This window comes from Acinetobacter sp. TY1 (genome assembly GCF_048551395.1).
Lineage (GTDB): Bacteria > Pseudomonadota > Gammaproteobacteria > Pseudomonadales > Moraxellaceae > Acinetobacter.
Genome location: NZ_JBLYZK010000008.1, coordinates 122,062 through 139,676, shown reverse-complemented (window position 1 = coordinate 139,676; position 17,615 = coordinate 122,062). Strand labels below are relative to the sequence as shown.

The window sequence follows — 17,615 nt, the reverse complement described above, 5'->3', positions numbered from 1 at the left end:
GCAACTTCTTCAAATTGGCAGTTTTCCGCCAAATCTTGAACGTCATATCCACGATATGTTAAGCCTGCGCCACTTTTGCCTACAGTTGAAAGTGCAGTTTTGCCTGCAACTTGTCCGCGCAGTCCTGCGCCTGTGAGTACTTTTCCTTCAGCCATTTTATTTTCCTTCCGTGAAGAGTTTGTCTAATGTATTTTCAAAGGTATGATAGTCAAGGAATTCATAGAGTTCTTTGCGTTGTTGCATCTTGTCGAGAACATTCACTTGTGTGCCGTCTTTACGAATGGCTTGGAATACTTCAAGTGCGGCTTTTTGCATTGCACGTGTTGCTGACAATGGGTAAAGCACCATTGAAATGCCTTGTTCACCTAATTCTTCAGTGGTGTAATAAGGTGTGTCACCAAATTCAGTGATGTTTGCAAGTACAGGTACACCCACTGCATCACAGACTGTTTTGTACATCGTAATGTCAGTCATTGCTTCAGCAAAGATTGCATCTGCACCTGCTTCTACGCATGCACATGCACGATCAATCACAGCTTGTAGACCTTCTTTTTGTAGTGCATCGGTACGTGCCATTACCACAAAGTTAGAATCTGTTTTGGCATCCACCGCTGCTTTAATACGATCAACCATTTCTTGTTGAGTCACGATTTCTTTGTTTGGACGGTGGCCACAGCGCTTTTGTGCCACTTGGTCTTCAATGTGAACCGCTGCTGCACCCGCTGCAATCATTTGTTTAACGGTACGAGCAATGTTAAATGCTCCGCCCCAACCTGTATCGATATCAACAAGGAGTGGTGTATCTACACGTTCAGTTATTCGACGTACATCTTCAAGTACATTGTCTAGACTGGTCATACCTAGGTCAGGTAAGCCGTATGAGTAGTTCGCAACACCTGCCCCCGATAGATAGATGGCTTTGTAACCCACCTGTTTTGCCATCATGGCTGCATAAGCATTGACCGTTCCAATGATTTGTAATGGTTTTTCTACTTCCAGTGCTTGTCTAAATCTTAAGCCTGCAGATGTTTGTTCTGTCATATCCCTTTCCACAGTAATTACTATATTTATCGAGCTTCGAGTATATCCGTAAGTTTTTCGTCAACGCTATGACCCTTTAGGCAAAATACTCTAAAACTTTAGTCCAAGAAAAATGAATATCAATTCATTTTTTAGACCCTTTGTACAAAAAAAATGCATCCTTTGCAATTCTTTTCTAAACGGAATTTTCTATTGCAATTTGCTATAATCACTGTCACCCAATTATTATTGACGCTAAATACCCCTCATTTATGAATAAACATTCGGATCAGTTTGAAGCATCAGCTTGTGACACTCCACAGACAAAGAGAGGTCATGAGCGTCGTATTGCCCTTTTACTTAGCGCAAATCAGCTATTTCTTGAGCGTGGTTATGATGCAGTCTCACTTGATGATATTGTTCATCATGCTGGAGGTTCTAAAGCCAGTATTTATAAGTATTTTGGCAGTAAAGATGGTTTATTTACGGCCATTTGTGATTATCGATGTGAAATATTTTTTAAAGACATTTGCAACCAGTTTGATTGCCAACAAGATCAATTACGTCACTATCTCATTCAAACGCTGAAGAATTTTTACCAACATATTATTCAGCCCGAAAATGCTGCCTTTTTACGCCTTATTGTTGAACAAGCTCAACGTAGTCCTGAACTTGCTCGTTATATTATGGAGCAAGGACCTCGCCATATTCAAAAAGCTATTGAAAATGCCTTAACCAGAGCACATCAAAATAAGTTAATTCATTGCACGCAACCTGAATATTCTGCACAACTTTACTTTGGTATTATTCGTGATCTGGAATGGCATATCATCATGAACACCCCTATTGAAAAAACAGAACAAGAAATAAGCAACTACATTCAATATTGTGTCGATCGCTTTCTAGATGCTCATCAAAAGCACTAGTTTTTTTGCATTTCATTTGACTTATAGTATATTAGACCATTCCCTATCTTTTTTATCTCATCAACCAACAATGAATTGTGAGTCAATTTGTTTATTGACTGAGCAATTATTGTGGAGTAACCATGACTCTACGACATTTTCTAACTTTACGTGATCTTTCTACCGCTGAGTTAAATCGCATTATTGAACGTGCGCAGGAATTAAAACGTAAACAACACAACAATGAAGTGTTCCAACCTTTCGTTGGCAAAGTCATGGGAATGATTTTTGAAAAATCAAGCACTCGTACTCGCGTTTCATTTGAAGCAGGAATGACTCAGTTTGGTGGTAGCGCAATTTTTCTATCTTCGCGCGATACTCAATTAGGGCGTGGCGAGCCAATTGAAGATTCTGCTCGTGTCATTTCAAGCATGCTTGATGTCGTAATGATTCGTACTTTTGGTCATGACATTGTTGAACGTTTTGCAGAATACTCAAGCGTCCCTGTCATCAATGCATTAACTGATGATCATCACCCTTGCCAACTCCTTGCAGATGTACAAACTTTTGTTGAACACCGTGGCTCAATTGAAGGCAAAACAGTGGCTTGGATTGGCGATGGCAACAATATGTGTAATTCATATATTGAAGCAGCACACATGTGGGGCTTCAATCTTAAAATTGCATCACCAAAAGGCTATGAACCAAAACCTGAATTTCTATCTGAATTTGCACACTGTGTAGAATTGGTTGAGTCAGCAGAAGATGCTGCCGTAAATGCTGATTTAATCGTGACTGACGTTTGGGCAAGCATGGGGCAAGAAGAAGAGCAAAAAATTCGCGAAAAAGCATTTGCTGATTATCAAGTGAATGAAAAATTAATGGATTTAGCACATGCAGATTGTTTATTTATGCACTGCTTACCTGCACATCGTGGTGAAGAAATTTCAATGAGTTTACTTGACCATAAAAACTCAGTCGTTTGGGATGAAGCTGAAAACCGTTTACATGCTCAAAAAGCATTGGTTGAATTTTTAATCAATGAAAATCTCAAAAAAGATTAATATTTTTTAATTAGTCATTAAAAAGGCTTTGTTAATCAAGGCCTTTTTAATGACTAAATATCATGACCAAAGCTCAAAATATAATCTAAAATTTTACTAAGTATAATCATAATATTGATCAAATTCCGAGCCGACCTACAGATCAGTACTCTTAAAAATTATTATTGATAATCAATATAATGGATATTTTTTATCATTCTCTCATCACCCAAAAATATTAGTATCTTCATAATATTTCCCCCAAATATTTCAAAAAATAAATAAAATCTTTATATACAAATATATTCCCATAAAGTCAAAAATACTATTTATAATCGAAACATACTCTTAATTTTAATATGTGTATTATTTTTATGAAATTTAAAACAATTCTAGCCATTTCTATATTTTCAATCAACTTACTTACCACATCATCTTTTGCATCAGAAGTCGATGAATATTTACAACAAAAAAATATAATCGATACTCAATATAAAATTATCAACAAACAATACTTAAAGGATGTTTTAAGCGCACTGAATGACGAAGACTCTCGCGTCCTCCCTATTCAGGTCGATCAAAATACGATTATTGAAAAAATGCAACTCCATACTGATCACATTGAAATTCAAGGGCTTATTACATCTGAAGATTTTGCACAATTTGCACAATCTACTGGACAAGAAAAAACCAAACAATTACTTACCGAAGGTTTACTTGATAACTGCTCTTCCATTTTCAATCATGAGTTTCAGCGTAAAAATCCATATGCTGCCAATATAACACTCACATCACAGAAAAAAAGCTATCAAATCAATCTTAAAAATACGCAATGTACTTTCTAAATTTGATTTCACATTAACGAATTAAACCTTGGGGTTGCAAAATAATCATTGCAGCTCCAATCAAAACCACAGCCCCACCCAATAAATCCCAACGACTCAGACTCACTTGATCAACAAAACGCAACCACATTAAAGCCGTAAAAATATAAATTCCACCATAGGCTGCATAAATACGCCCCGATGCCGCAGGGTGCAGAGTCAAAAGCCAAACAAAAACTGCCAAACTCAAGACAGTAGGAATCCATAGCCACTGGCTTTTCCCTTGATTTAAAATCAAATATGGAAAATAACAACCTAAAATTTCTGCAATAGCTGTCACAAAAAATAAAAAAAATGTCGTTATTACTTTGGTGATCTGTATATCCATAAATTACGCCACTCTTCCAAAATTCATATATAAATCTCACAACAAAAAACCCGCGATCAACACGGGTTTTTTGTTCTTTTTAAATAACTCTAAGCAGGTTCAGCCGTTTCATCTTCAAATACTTCAAGATTCAAGCCAACCACTTTACCATCTTCTTTCTTCGCAGTAACCGCAACATTACCGCCATGATCAGCCAATTCACCAAATAAAATCATTTCAGCAAGTGGCTTTTTCAAGTGTTCTTGAATCAGGCGTTGCATTGGTCGTGCTCCCATCAATGGGTCATAACCATGTTCAGCCATCCAATCACGAGCGGACTGATCAACCTCAAGAACCACTCTTTTCTCATCAAGTTGTGCTTGAAGTTCAGTTAGGAATTTATCAACTACAGAATCAATAACAGTCGTTGGCAATGATTTAAATTGAATCACGCCATCTAAACGGTTACGGAACTCTGGTGCAAAGGCACGTTTCATTGCTTCTTGATTATCATTACTGTTGTCTTGCTCAGTAAAGCCAATACTTGTACGCGATATACTTTCTGCACCAATATTAGTCGTTAGAACAATAATCACGTTACGGAAATCCGATTTACGACCATTATTATCAGTTAACGCGCCATGATCCATGACTTGAAGCAATAGGTTAAACACATCTGGATGTGCTTTCTCAATTTCATCAAGTAACAAAACACAGTGTGGATTTTTATGGATTGCATCAGTCAACAAACCACCTTGATCATAACCAACATAACCTGGAGGCGCACCAATTAAGCGAGAAACAGCATGACGTTCCATGTACTCTGACATATCGAAACGTACAAGTTCCACACCTAAAATTTTCGCCAATTGCTTCGTAACTTCAGTTTTACCAACACCTGTAGGCCCTGCAAACACAAAACTACCCACAGGCTTATCTGGTGCTTTCAATCCCGCACGGGATAGCTTAATTGCAGATGCCAATGCAGTAATGGCTTCATCTTGCCCAAAAACTACACGTTTTAAATCACGCTCAAGATATTCAAGTACCGACTTATCATCTTTCGACACTGTTTTAGATGGAATACGTGCAATTTTAGAAATAATGTCTTCAATATTTTCTACTGTAATGACCGTATTATCTTGCTCTGCTTTTAAACGACGCTGTGCACCAGCTTCATCAATCACATCAATTGCTTTGTCTGGCAAGAAACGATCATTGATAAACTTAGATGACAACTCAACCGCAGAAACCAACGCACTGTCTTCATATTGCACGTGATGAAATTCTTCAAATCGTGATTTTAAACCACGTAAAATATCTACTGTTTCTGAAATAGATGGCTCATTGACATCCACTTTTTGGAAGCGACGTGACAATGCGTGATCTTTTTCAAAGACTTGGCGATACTCTTGGAATGTGGTTGAACCAATACAGCGCAAAGTTCCATTTGCCAAAGCAGGCTTAATCAAATTCGATGCATCCATGGTACTGCCCATACTTGAGCCCGCACCAATAATCATGTGAATTTCATCAATAAATAAAATTGCTTCAGGTTTTTTCTTTAATGCATTCAACAATTGTTTTAAGCGTTTTTCAAAATCACCACGATATTTTGTCCCTGCAACCAAAGCACCAATATCTAAGCTGAATACTTCAGCATTCGCGAGTGGTTTCGGTGCTTTACCATTGACGATTAACCATGCCAAACCTTCAGCAATCGAGGTTTTGCCCACACCAGGATCACCAACAAGCAAGGGATTATTTTTACGGCGACGGCACAAAATTTGTGCTGCACGCTCAATTTCTTTTTCACGACCAATAAGTGGATCGGTTTTACCTTTTTGCGCTTCGACATTTAAATTTAAGGTATACAGCTCAAGTGGTCCTGCATTGGCAGAAGACGTTGATTCACCGTCAAGTTCCTCAGATTCTTCTTCAACCTGAATTTCTTCTTTACGTCCACCATGTGACAAGTATTGTGTCAATGTTAAACGGTTAATTTGATGGCGTTTAAGTAGATACACTGCGAATGAATCACGTTCAGAATACATTGCAACCAATACATCTGCACCTTCTACTGTACGATCACCACCGCTCGATTGAACATGAAAAATAGCACGCTGTAAAATACGGTCAAAACTTTCAGTCGGATGTGGTGCTTGGTCGCTATTTTCACCAAGCTTTGGCGTATGTTGATCTACATATTCTTCTAATTCTTTGCGTAAAGTAACAATATCTGCGCCACATGCTTTTAAAGCATTAACTGCTGCGTCATTGTCGAGTAAAGCAAGTAATAAATGTTCAACTGTTAAAAACTCATGTCTCTTTTGACGAGCCATACTAACAGCCAAACGTAAAGAAACTTCTAATTGGCGACTGAGCATAAGACCCCCTTATTATTGTGGCTCGATCTGACAGAGTAAAGGATGTCCTTGTGATCGAGCATAGTTGTTTACTTGGTTTGCCTTCGTCTCTGCGATGTCTCGCGGGTAGATCGCTGCAATACCTTTTCCTTCATAATGTACTGTTAGCATTACTTCGGTCGCTTGGTCAAGATTCAATGCGAAGTATTGTTGTAAAACTTCGATTACAAAGTCCATGGGAGTGTAATCATCATTCATTAAAACAACAGCATACAAAGGTGGACGTTTTAATTCAGGTGGTGCAGTTTGCACGGCTAAATCACCGTCACCCTCATGTTCTATCGGGTTTTCAGCCATACGAGGGCTAAGATGCCAATCAATCAGACCTGTTTGTTGGAATGATATTTTGACATCATGTAAGTTGGGTTGAGATTTAGAACTATGCATATATTTTATTTTCATAAACTTATTGAACATTCGCTTCCGCTTGCGGAACTTCTGCTGCAAATGCCGCAGATGAATCTACAGCATTCCCTTTTTGCCAACTAAAACGCTTAATTGCAGGTGTTGCACCATTTAAACGAACTTCAATATATTGTGGCGCAAAACCTTTGGGCATTGTCCAACGCCCTGTTAGGCGTTCAAAATTTTCAAAATTAAAGTTACTAACTTCCATTGGAACAACAAGAACTTCAGTCCCATTAATTAAGCGAATTTCAGCGTTTCCTGATGTACGGCGACGTGATGGGCTGACTTGCATCAAATCAAGTTGATATTCAAAAGCATTTTCAGGTAATGCTTTAACTGCCAAATTTTGTACAGTCAAACTTACACCACCACGCTGACGTAGTACTTCACGGTAAATCCCGCTCATACCATCGACCTGCATTTTTTCAGATTTACTGAGCTCTAAAGCTTTTACAAGATCATTTGAACTGTCTACAGCAACATCACGTTCTTGCACAGCCAAATTGAGATTCTTGTTTAAAGTATCGAGTGTAATTTTCTGTTGCTTGACCACTTCAACCAACTGTTCTGCGTCTGCATCAAAACCAACAACCGATAAACCTTGGCGATGTCCAACTGTATAGCCAAGTAGGATACTGCCTGCACATAATACAACACCGCCGATCATGATCGGCATATTACCTTTCATAAATGATTTTTTAGGTTGCGACGTTGTTTTGGTTTCTGTGTTCTGCATCGTCATCTCTGAATATTGATAGCGTCAAAACACACATTTAACGCTAAAGTTAAATGTGTGTGAAGTTTTAAAGCGTTTTTTATGGTAATAATCCGATGCCTTGCAAACCAGCATCTTCCGCAAAACCAAACATTAAATTCATATTTTGCACAGCTTGACCTGCCGCACCTTTCACAAGGTTATCTTGTACTGACAATATCACTAAGCGTTTAGGTTGCGGTTTATGCAATGCAATACGTAACTGATTCGCACCACGTACCGAACGTGTTTCAGGTGAACTACCTGCTGGCATCACATCTACAAAAGTTTCATTGGCATAGAATTGCTCATACAAACTTTGTAAATCTGCTGCTTCGCCTGCATCAGTCAAATCGATATAAATTGTACTTAACATACCACGTATCATCGGCACTAAATGCGGCACAAATAAAATATGATCAAATACATTTTTTAAACCTGAAATATTTTCTAAAGCTTCCACAATTTCAGGATGATGGCGATGTCCTGCCACACCATAGGCTTTAAAATTATCTGCATTTTCAGAATAGATCATACCTAAACTTGCTTTACGCCCTGCACCTGAAACACCTGATTTTGCATCAATAATAATGCTTTCAGGTTTAACCAATGTTTCAACGTGTTTAAATAATGGCGCAAGACCCAATTGCACAGTAGTTGGGTAGCAACCTGGATTACCAATCACTTTAGCATTTTTAATTTTTTCACGATTCAGCTCAGACAAACCATAAGCTGAATCTTTTAAAATATTTGGGCAAGCATGTTGCATGCCATACCATTTTTCAAACTGTTCTAAATCTTGTAAACGGAAATCTGCAGCTAAATCGACCACTTTAGTATTTGCAGCCAAAAGCTCTTCTGCATGTTTCATCGCCACACCATGTGGGGTTGCAAAGAATACAACATCACATTTTTTTAGTTCATCGATATTTAGATCTGAATATTTGAGGTCTGTATGTCCACGCAAGTTAGGGAACATATCATCAACACGGCGACCGTCTTCAGTACGTGATGTCAGTACAGTTACCTGTACATTTGGATGTCGTAGTAATAGACGCAACAATTCAACACCTGTATAACCCGTTCCGCCAACAATACCAACTGAAATCACGATTTTAACCTCTAATGCAAAGTATCCATTTTTCAACTATGTAGTATGACAGGAAGTTGTATTTTTCTAAACAGTTTTGATGAATTCAATCTTTTTTGTTCATTTTTAACTTATATGATTGCCATTTTATAAAATTCCAAGACTAAACTTCTTATTGACAAAATATCTACACACTATAAATTAGAGCAATTACTCTAACTTTATTAGTCAGGATAATAAATAGATGATTGGATCTCGGGAATGGATGAATATAAGTCATGGAACATTAAGTTTTAAAGAAAAAATCCAACTAATTAAACAGGTTTTAGTGCCTGCGACGTTAAATTACACTAAAACATTTATTGAAAAGCCATCCACTAAAAATACGTTTCAACTCGCTGATATTCAAATTCCTGATACACCCATTGTTAAAGAAGCTATTGCCGAATTAGAAAATACTGGTAATCAAGCCATAATCAATCATTCATGGCGTAGTTATATTTGGGGCGTTGCTATTGCTCAAAATAAACAATGGCAATTTGATGAAGAAAGTTTACTGATTTCCAGTTTAATGCACGACTTAGGTTTGGTTGACGACCTTACACACTACACTTGTCAATGCTTTACTTTTGAAAGTTCGTTACGATCAGAAATCTTATGTGTAAAGCACCATTATCCTCAAGAAAAAACGGAGAATATTTCCAATGCTATTTGCCTACATATGAATGGCTATTTGGATGAGAATAATCAAAGTATATCGAAAGAAGTTTTATTACTACAAAAAGCAACTTCGTGTGACGTGATTGGAACAGACTTGGCTTTATTTTTCCAGCACGTTTAGAGAGGACGTTTTAGGTTTATATCCACGTTATCAATTTAATACTCAATTCAAACAACGATTAAAGACCGAAGCCAAAAGAAATCCTCAATCTCGGACAGCCCTAATGAATAAATTAGGACTACCGATAATGATTGAAATGAACATTTTCCAGGAGTAAATAATGAAAAATATGGCACTTACCCACAAAACAATTCATTTTAATCAATATCCAATTCTGGTAGATATTCACTCACATTCAGAGAATAAACATACGATTATTTTACTTCCTGCACTAGGTATTGCAATGAGTAAATATGAAAAGTTAATTTCCACACTTTCTCAAAATAATTTAAATGTCGTGGTTGCAGATTATCCCAACTGTGGAAGAAATTTACCTCTTGTATCTGCCGATATTGATTTTGGTTATGCCGATTTATTAAATAATTTCATCCCTCAACTTGAAAAACTTGCTTTAGAAACAACACGCCAAAAACCAATCCTATTCGGTCATAGTTTAGGTGGACATTTAGCAACTTTATACACACAGAATCATGATAATAAAGTGATTGGTATAGCAACTGGGAATATTGGTTTCAAAAATTGGGACTTAAAAGGCAAGTTTAATATTTTAAAAGCGGTGACTGTGATTAATACCATGATTCTAAAAGATGGTTATTTTGCAGGTTATAAAATTTCTTTTGGAAACCGTGAAACAAAGTCACTCATGCGAGATTGGTCAAAAGTGGTTTTTACAGGTCATTACAGGCACATCATTGGACTTGAAAATATTATTAAAAATGATGCTTTATTTATCTCTTTACTGGGTGATGATTTTGCCCCAATGCGTTCAATGCTCGGTTTAAGTTGTTATTTTAAACATCCTCAAATTGAAACTTTAGATTTAACCCGAGAACTCAAAGGTAATCAGCATGCTGTTTGGATTAAACAGCCTAACGAAGTAGTGAAATTAATTCAGGAATGGTTAAATCATGCCTAAATTAATAAATTCCATCTCTTATTTGAACGTCATAAAAATTTATCAATATTTTACAATAAATTATCAAAACTTAAAGTAATTAAAACTCGTACATATAATGATTTAATTTTAAAATTTAAGATATTGCTCTATCTCCAATGACTGCAATAATTCTCAATAAATAACCGTCAGGATCTTGAACTAAAAATTGTTTTTGCCCATGCTCTACATTTTCCGCACGATACCAACGCTCCTCCAATCCTGAAAATATTGACCACTGAGCTTTGTGTAAGCGATTTAAAATATCATCAAGTTGTTTAACTTCTAATTGAAAATTTATCCCTCTGCCCAATGGATAATTCAATTCTCCTGTTACCCATTGATCGTCCTGAAGCTCTTCTAACATGAACTGCACACCATTGAGTTCTAAATACATGAATTTGTCTTCAGTCCGTTGATACTTTACCGAAAATCCAAGAATATTCACCCAAAAATAATAACTTTTCTCTAGATCAGTTACGATTAATTCAGGGACTAACGCATTCCATTTCACTTATAAATCTAACCCTATCAATAAGAAATTTAAAAACCGATATTTTATTTAGATATGACCGTTATATCTTATGGTTTTACAGATTTTCACTTTCTCATTTTAACTTAAATTAAAAGTTCACATACTCTCTCATGCCCACCACCATGGCATTACACTACTTTTTAAAATTTTCCGATGATGTTTATAATTTGCATCATGCTTTTCAACTTCTGCCCAAAACACAGAACTATGATCAAAATGCTGTGTATGTGCTAACTCATGTACGCAGACATAACGTGCCATTGCGACATCACACAAAACCAACGCACTATTGAGCATAATATCATGTTTAGATGTACAACTGCCCCAACGAGTCTTAGGCTGTCGAATAGCACATTCAGCAAATTTTAAACCAATTTCCGAACTGACTTGCTGTAAATAGATGGGTAAATAATGCTTGGCATAAGCAATCACAAAGGCTTTTAAATAAAGTGCAGGCTCACGATCACTGATTAATAATTGATGATCTTGCTCATCAAGGATATAAGATTTTTTTTGTGTTTGATAAGTGACTTTTAAAGGTTGCTCTAAATTAAAAAGCTTTAATTCTATTGGTAATACCTTATCAACTTGCCCTGATTTTTCTTGTTGTTTCTGCCATGTTTCAATCATCCACTGTTCAGACTGTTGTAAAAAATCATTAATCTGTCGTTTTGTACAAAATTTCGGTACAGTTAAACGAATTTGAGTGGGTTCAACACGTAAGCGTAAACGAGTCGCTCGTGCATGATTACTAATTTGAATTTCAGGTAAGTTTGGGGTCATTTTATTCTATAGTTTTATAATCAGATTTAGAGTTCCCCCTCCTTTTAGGAGAGGGCTAGAGAAAGGTTTTCTTTTACCCCCTCATCCTAGCTTTCTCTCAAGGGAGAAGGAACTTTCAATACGAATTTAAATGAAGATAAATATTCATTTAAATTTTAAAAATATCATTGAATCAATAAATTAAACCGCTGTGCGCTCTTCAATACCATTATCGGTCGCAACTACGGCAATATCTGCTTTATTGATTGCAAAAATACCATTACATACAACACCTGGAATGTTATTCAGTGTTTTTTCTAACTCTAATGCATTTAAAATATTTAAATTAAAGACATCTAAAATAACATTACCATTATCTGTCACAACACCTTCACGATAAACAGGATCACCACCTAGAGAAACGATTTTACGTGCAACAGCAGAACGTGCCATTGCAATAACTTCAACTGGGAGCGGGAAATCACGACCCAACTGATCGACCCATTTTGAATCATCTACGATACATACAAATTTTTTCGCAATAGAAGCTACAATTTTTTCACGCGTCAATGCAGCACCACCACCCTTGATCATATGCATATGACGATCAATTTCATCTGCACCATCCACATAAGCATCTAAACCGCCAACATGGTTCATATCGACTACTTCAATACCCAGTTTTTTCAAGCGTTGTGCTGTTGCTTCAGAACTCGCAACGGCTGCTTCAAGTTGTAATTCAGGCAAAAGTTCAATGAGGAAATTCACAGTACTGCCTGTACCTACGCCTAAAATCCCCCCTTTTGGTAAGTGTTTTAAAGCGGCTTGGGCTGCAGCTTGTTTTTTCTCGTCCTGGGTAGCATAAAGGCTCATGACATCTCTCTATAAATTTTCAGATTCTTTGCACATTTTGCATAATTTTAAAACGCAAATGTACAGGGGTTTGTTACAATGAGCGCTCATTTTAAACTGTTAGATGGAAAATTAACATGCTGTCTCGTTTGGTTCGACAAATATTACAGGCAACGGTCTACGACGTTGCAATCGAAACTCCACTCGAAGCAGCGCCACGAATTAGTGAGAAGCTCAATAATAATATCCGCTTCAAACGTGAAGACTTACAGCCGGTCTTCTCTTTTAAGTTACGTGGGGCATACAACCGTATAAGTCAATTAACAAAATCTCAGCTTGAACGTGGCGTAATTACCGCTTCTGCAGGCAATCATGCACAAGGTGTAGCACTATCGGGTCAAAAGCTAGGTATTACTGCAATTATTGTCATGCCAAAAACCACGCCTGATATTAAAGTACAAGCGGTGAAACGTTTAGGTGGCCAGGTTGTATTACATGGCGATTCTTTTGATGTTGCGAATAAATATGCCATTCAACGTGCTGCTGATGAAGGTATGACCTTCATCCCACCTTATGATGATGAATTGGTCATGGCTGGACAAGGCACCATTGCCAATGAAATTTTACGCCAATGGCGTGATGTCGAATATGTATTCGTTGCAGTCGGCGGTGGCGGTTTAATCGCAGGTGTTGCAGCTTATTTGGGTGATGTTGCACCGCATGTCAAAGTTATTCCTGTGGAATATGATGAATCAGCGTGTTTAAAAGCTGCATTTGAAGCCAATAAGCGTGTGATTTTACCTTCAGTGGGCTTATTTGCCGATGGTACTGCCGTTGCTCAAATTGGTGAGAAACCATTTGAAGTGATTCAACTGCAAAAATCGGATAATTCAGGTCCGATCGTTGAGCGTGATGTCATCCTTGTGAATACCGATGAAATCTGTGCTGCCATTAAAGATACATATGATGAATGCCGTAGTATTGTCGAACCATCTGGTGCAATGGCTTTGGCAGGGATTAAAAAATACGTTGCCGAACATGGCGTAGAAAATAAAAATATGGTCTCCATTGTCTGTGGTGCAAACATGAACTTTGATCGTTTGCGTTATATTGCCGAACGTACAGAGTTGGGAGAGCGTAAAGAAGCCATTTTTGCTGTAACCATTCCTGAAGAAAAAGGCTCATTCCTTAACTTCTGTCGTGCTTTGCAAGGTCGTAACATTACAGAGTTCAACTACCGTGCAAGTAGCTCAAGTGCTGCACAAGTTTTTGTGGGCATTAGCTTAAAAGCTGGTGACAAAGAACGTCAAGATATCTACGACTTACTCAACACCAATTATGATATTGATGATTTGTCTGATGATGAAGTGGCAAAACTCCATATTCGCTACTTAGTTGGCGGACATGCAGATATTGAAAATGAACGTTTATTCCGTGTAGAGTTCCCTGAACGTCCGGGTGCATTACTGACGTTTTTAGAACGTCTTGGTCCTACACATAATATTACTTTGTTCCATTATCGTAATCATGGTGCAGCTGAAGGTCGTGTTTTAGTGGGTTTGGAAGCCGAAGATGCGCAGCAAAATCCTGATGGTTTAATTGAAACATTGGAAAGTATTACTTATCCTTATGAGGAAATTACCAACAACTTGGGCTACCAACGCTTTTTAAAATAAATATTTTAACTTCAATGAATTAAAACACAAATAGCCTGCCTGTCAGGCTATTTTTTCGACTACTATACTTTATTTTACACTTTTAATTAAAACTATGCTGAGTATACATACCTATTCATCTTCAAATAAAAAATTTATAGCAACTATATGATATTTTTTACTTTAAACATATTTAACAATTTTTATAAAACTTAAATACATAAAAGTATTTCTATTATTCTTTCTTTACATATTCTAAGTGACTTTTCTTGGTCTTACCGCTCTCAAACCTTACAAAAATTGTCACATATTCATCATTTATCGTCATTTTTAACCCAAACCCACCCACTCCGATTTATATACATAATTTAACCCTAAGTTCAAAACCATATTGATTATAATTAAGCCAAGCTTAAATAAGGGTGTGAATATGAAAAGTTGGAGAAATTTTTTAATCTTTCCATTGATTTTACTGCTCATTATCAATACTTTTTTTAGTTTGGTGAATATTTCTTATTCTACCAATTCTTGGTTAAGCATCACCGCTGTGGTCTTTCAATGCCTAAGCTTCATTATTGTACCATTTTCGATGTTACGCCTCGCACCAGCACATCCCTATATTACAACGACATGCTATATGAGTCTCTTATGGGCGCTGATGTATATTGCACGTATTTATCTAAACAATGAAACTTTTGCACAACAAGGTCTTTCATTAGTTTGGAGTGGTGTATTTTGGACCATTTCAGCAATGAGTATTTACTTCTTTTATATCGATCCACACTTTCAACATCATGTTATTGAGCATAATACACACACATCTAGAAACCAAAAGTTAAAGTCATAAAGTTATGTCATTACCCTTAAACTCATTTAATGCGAATAATAGTCAGGTTTATACAAATAATTTAGTAAACATAAATTAATAAATTTCAGCTGTTGAATGCGCGTGTAAAAAAGCAGGAATCAACCCTGTTAATGCAGCCCGAATACTTGCCCTCTCATTAATGAGTTGATGAGAACCCTCTTCAAGCATTAGAAGTGTTTGTAAACGGAATTTACGACGAATAAATTCAATATTATAGCGCCAATCTACGGTTTGATCTTGTGCACCTTGTGCAAGCCAAACTGGAATTCGACATGCGGGTCGAGCTTCCATTTCTTGCATCCATTTTGACATTGCTAAAATCCAATCCATACCCATCATTCGTGGTTGTAGAGGATCTTTTAAGCGCACAAAACGCAAAAACTCAGGATTATGATTATTACGGCGGAAATGACGAGGTACTTCACGTTTAATACGGCGGATAATACCTAAGCCAATCGAGTTATGCCACCATGCTGACTTCGCAGGACGAATCAAAGGTGATAACAATAAAACACGTTGCACAATCGGGTTTTCACGGCGCTGAGCATACTCAAGTAAATGGTGCATCCAAATTGCACCACCAGTACTTTGCCCAATGCCCAACCAAGGTTTAGGTAATTGATCTGCACTTTTTACATACTGATATACTGCATGTAAAACATCTTGATAATGATCAAAATTTTTAATATTGGCAGGTGAACCATCACTTAATCCATGCCCTGGCAAATCATAGGTTAGAACACTAAAACCTTGTTCTAACAACTCACGAATAATCGGTTGATAAATACCGCTATGCTCTAAATAACCATGCAGTAAACATACTGTACCTTTAATATTCTCAATCTGTGGCTTAAAAACCTGAACATGCAATTTAAATAGCGGCATTTGAATATAGCCCTGCCAATAATCGCATTCTAACTGATCAAAACCATATAAGCGGCTATATGCCTGCAATTCACGTGATGGATGATAAGAACGGTTTAAATTTAATGCTTCAAGTAAATGAGGTGTTTCGTCACGACTTGGTACGGGTAAATCAAGCTGTTTAAGCACAGTTGGATTTAAAAATGGCATATCTGACATTTATGGAACCTCCCTACAGCCACTTGAACCAAATAACATATCTCGAATGGTCGCCAACATTTCATAATTAGCACGGCGACTATGATCATAGTTTTGTTTAGCCGGTTGCCATTGGGTTAATGTCGTTGGCATCGGTGCTTCCACAGGAATAGTGGCAATTCCATTTAAGGCAAATAAGCGTCGTGTTCTTGGCATATGATAACGATCTGTAATTAATAACACAGTCGGTGCCCCCCCTTTTTTTTGTAATAATAATGAGCTAAAACGGGTATTTTCACAGGTATTCATACTACGATTTTCAAGTAATTTTGCTTTTATACCACGTTGTTCAAGCCAACGTTGCATATAGGGTGCTTCTACACCACTCAGTACAATAGGTAAACTAAATTGTTTTTCCAAGGCTAATGTGGTTTCCAATCTTAAGCGGGTATATTTATTAATCACGATATCTTTCTGATTATCGGCAAGGGTTAAACCTCCACCTAAAATCACAATGGCATAAGGTCGATTTGCTACATTATTGTCTTCCGAACCTTTTTCCGTCTCATTATTTTGAGTATTTAAATAAGCAATATCTTGATTGACTTGCTGATTCACTGCTTCTTGTTCAGCTTCAGTTTCAATTTTAACGTCATGTGATGTTAAATATTGCTCATATTCCTCCATCAGAGCTTTATTATCGGTATTATTCAGTGTAAGCAACTCAGCAATCGGGTCTTTTTGCTGTTCCAATTGAACAGCGCTCGCCTCTGATGCCGCTTGCTCTACAAGCGGTATAATGAGCGGAATGGATATTTGCTCTTTTTTATCTTTTTCTTCAGCTTGTTTCTTTTCACTGTCCTGACGAATTTCATTTTGCAATTGCTGATATCGTGCCTGCAGCACACTTAAATCTTGTGGATCTTTACTTTTTAATGCTGTTTCAACCAATTTTAAATAAACCTGACGTGCAACCCAAAGTCTAGAACCTGGCTCTAAAGTTTCATCGGTTGAAAGGCTTGCTTGTTGCTGACTTTTTGCTGCAACCTGATTAACTTCTACAGGAACAATTGCATTGAGCAATTTTACCATCATATTTGAATAAAATGGCGTGTAAAGGAAAACAATGAAACAGCCGAATAACACGAAAAATATCGAGAGAAAACGTACAAGTCGAATCATCCAATGCTGTTTCTGCATAGTTTTCAA

19 protein-coding genes are annotated in these 17,615 nt (G+C 37.0%); 7 read left to right on the top strand and 12 right to left on the bottom strand.

The features are described 5' to 3' along the window. Both ACK2M2_RS07465 and prpB read right to left on the bottom strand, forming a co-directional pair. On the bottom strand, nucleotides 1–155 hold a 155-nt coding region (locus ACK2M2_RS07465; protein WP_309137208.1), incomplete at its 3' end, for a citrate/2-methylcitrate synthase. A 1-nt stretch (nucleotide 156) separates the two neighbouring features. After that, a complete protein-coding gene (prpB, locus tag ACK2M2_RS07460) occupies nucleotides 157–1,041 on the bottom strand; it encodes a methylisocitrate lyase (protein WP_419347135.1) in 885 nt (294 codons plus the stop codon). A gap of 251 nt (nucleotides 1,042–1,292) precedes the next feature. Between prpB and ACK2M2_RS07455 the strand changes: the two genes are divergently transcribed. From ACK2M2_RS07455 to ACK2M2_RS07445, 3 genes are all read left to right on the top strand, one after another. Then, nucleotides 1,293–1,946 carry a TetR/AcrR family transcriptional regulator gene (locus ACK2M2_RS07455; protein ID WP_419347133.1) on the top strand — a complete coding sequence of 218 codons (654 nt, stop codon included), beginning with the start codon at nucleotides 1,293–1,295 and terminating at the stop codon, nucleotides 1,944–1,946. A gap of 122 nt (nucleotides 1,947–2,068) precedes the next feature. Next, a complete protein-coding gene (gene argF, locus ACK2M2_RS07450) occupies nucleotides 2,069–2,989 on the top strand; it encodes an ornithine carbamoyltransferase (RefSeq protein ID WP_419347130.1) in 921 nt (306 codons plus the stop codon). 353 nt (nucleotides 2,990–3,342) lie between these two features. Continuing rightward, nucleotides 3,343–3,813 (top strand): hypothetical protein, encoded by a 471-nt coding sequence (locus ACK2M2_RS07445; RefSeq protein ID WP_419347128.1) that lies wholly within the window; start codon nucleotides 3,343–3,345, stop codon nucleotides 3,811–3,813. 13 nt (nucleotides 3,814–3,826) lie between these two features. Here the strand turns inward: ACK2M2_RS07445 and ACK2M2_RS07440 are convergent, their stop codons facing one another. From ACK2M2_RS07440 to argC, 5 genes are all read right to left on the bottom strand, one after another. After that, complete coding sequence (locus ACK2M2_RS07440; protein ID WP_419347126.1) at nucleotides 3,827–4,180, bottom strand: YnfA family protein; 354 nt, start codon at nucleotides 4,178–4,180, stop codon at nucleotides 3,827–3,829. Between the two features lie 89 nt (nucleotides 4,181–4,269). Then, entirely contained in the window at nucleotides 4,270–6,546 is a 2,277-nt protein-coding gene (clpA, locus tag ACK2M2_RS07435; RefSeq protein WP_419347123.1) for an ATP-dependent Clp protease ATP-binding subunit ClpA, read from the bottom strand. A gap of 12 nt (nucleotides 6,547–6,558) precedes the next feature. Further along, nucleotides 6,559–6,972, bottom strand: a complete 414-nt coding sequence (gene clpS / locus ACK2M2_RS07430; protein ID WP_419347121.1) for an ATP-dependent Clp protease adapter ClpS — start codon at nucleotides 6,970–6,972, stop codon at nucleotides 6,559–6,561. Nucleotides 6,973–6,991: 19 nt separating this feature from the next. Further along, nucleotides 6,992–7,729, bottom strand: coding sequence for a DUF6776 family protein (locus ACK2M2_RS07425; RefSeq protein WP_419347118.1), 738 nt, complete (start codon nucleotides 7,727–7,729; stop codon nucleotides 6,992–6,994). A 79-nt stretch (nucleotides 7,730–7,808) separates the two neighbouring features. Then, nucleotides 7,809–8,858: an N-acetyl-gamma-glutamyl-phosphate reductase gene (gene argC / locus ACK2M2_RS07420; protein WP_419347115.1), complete on the bottom strand. Its 1,050-nt coding sequence runs from the start codon at nucleotides 8,856–8,858 to the stop codon at nucleotides 7,809–7,811. 223 nt (nucleotides 8,859–9,081) lie between these two features. Here argC and ACK2M2_RS07415 point away from each other — a divergent pair, with 223 nt between their 5' ends. Together ACK2M2_RS07415 and ACK2M2_RS07410 are read left to right on the top strand one after the other, a co-directional pair. Continuing rightward, on the top strand, nucleotides 9,082–9,678 hold the full coding sequence (locus ACK2M2_RS07415; protein WP_419347112.1) for a hypothetical protein: 597 nt from the start codon (nucleotides 9,082–9,084) through the stop codon (nucleotides 9,676–9,678). Nucleotides 9,679–9,838: 160 nt separating this feature from the next. Next, on the top strand, nucleotides 9,839–10,654 hold the full coding sequence (locus ACK2M2_RS07410) for an alpha/beta fold hydrolase (protein ID WP_419347110.1): 816 nt from the start codon (nucleotides 9,839–9,841) through the stop codon (nucleotides 10,652–10,654). A gap of 115 nt (nucleotides 10,655–10,769) precedes the next feature. Here ACK2M2_RS07410 and ACK2M2_RS07405 read toward each other — a convergent pair whose 3' ends face one another. The 3 genes from ACK2M2_RS07405 to rpiA form a co-directional block, all read right to left on the bottom strand. Next, nucleotides 10,770–11,186: a bleomycin resistance protein gene (locus ACK2M2_RS07405; protein ID WP_419347108.1), complete on the bottom strand. Its 417-nt coding sequence runs from the start codon at nucleotides 11,184–11,186 to the stop codon at nucleotides 10,770–10,772. 129 nt (nucleotides 11,187–11,315) lie between these two features. Then, nucleotides 11,316–11,990, bottom strand: a complete 675-nt coding sequence (locus tag ACK2M2_RS07400) for a SprT family zinc-dependent metalloprotease (RefSeq protein WP_419347105.1) — start codon at nucleotides 11,988–11,990, stop codon at nucleotides 11,316–11,318. A gap of 180 nt (nucleotides 11,991–12,170) precedes the next feature. After that, the gene (gene rpiA, locus ACK2M2_RS07395) at nucleotides 12,171–12,842 is read right to left on the bottom strand and encodes a ribose-5-phosphate isomerase RpiA (RefSeq protein ID WP_419347102.1); all 672 of its coding nucleotides are present in this window, start codon (nucleotides 12,840–12,842) and stop codon (nucleotides 12,171–12,173) included. 116 nt (nucleotides 12,843–12,958) lie between these two features. On the opposite strand from rpiA, the gene ilvA reads away from it, so the two are divergent. Both ilvA and ACK2M2_RS07385 read left to right on the top strand, forming a co-directional pair. Then, on the top strand, nucleotides 12,959–14,497 hold the full coding sequence (ilvA, locus tag ACK2M2_RS07390) for a threonine ammonia-lyase, biosynthetic (RefSeq protein WP_409511483.1): 1,539 nt from the start codon (nucleotides 12,959–12,961) through the stop codon (nucleotides 14,495–14,497). Between the two features lie 409 nt (nucleotides 14,498–14,906). After that, nucleotides 14,907–15,323, top strand: a complete 417-nt coding sequence (locus ACK2M2_RS07385) for a hypothetical protein (protein WP_419347100.1) — start codon at nucleotides 14,907–14,909, stop codon at nucleotides 15,321–15,323. Nucleotides 15,324–15,398: 75 nt separating this feature from the next. Here the strand turns inward: ACK2M2_RS07385 and ACK2M2_RS07380 are convergent, their stop codons facing one another. Then, the gene (locus ACK2M2_RS07380) at nucleotides 15,399–16,427 is read right to left on the bottom strand and encodes an alpha/beta hydrolase (protein ID WP_419347097.1); all 1,029 of its coding nucleotides are present in this window, start codon (nucleotides 16,425–16,427) and stop codon (nucleotides 15,399–15,401) included. Continuing rightward, nucleotides 16,428–17,606, bottom strand: coding sequence for a YdcF family protein (locus ACK2M2_RS07375; RefSeq protein WP_419347095.1), 1,179 nt, complete (start codon nucleotides 17,604–17,606; stop codon nucleotides 16,428–16,430). Nucleotides 17,607–17,615 lie beyond the last annotated feature (9 nt).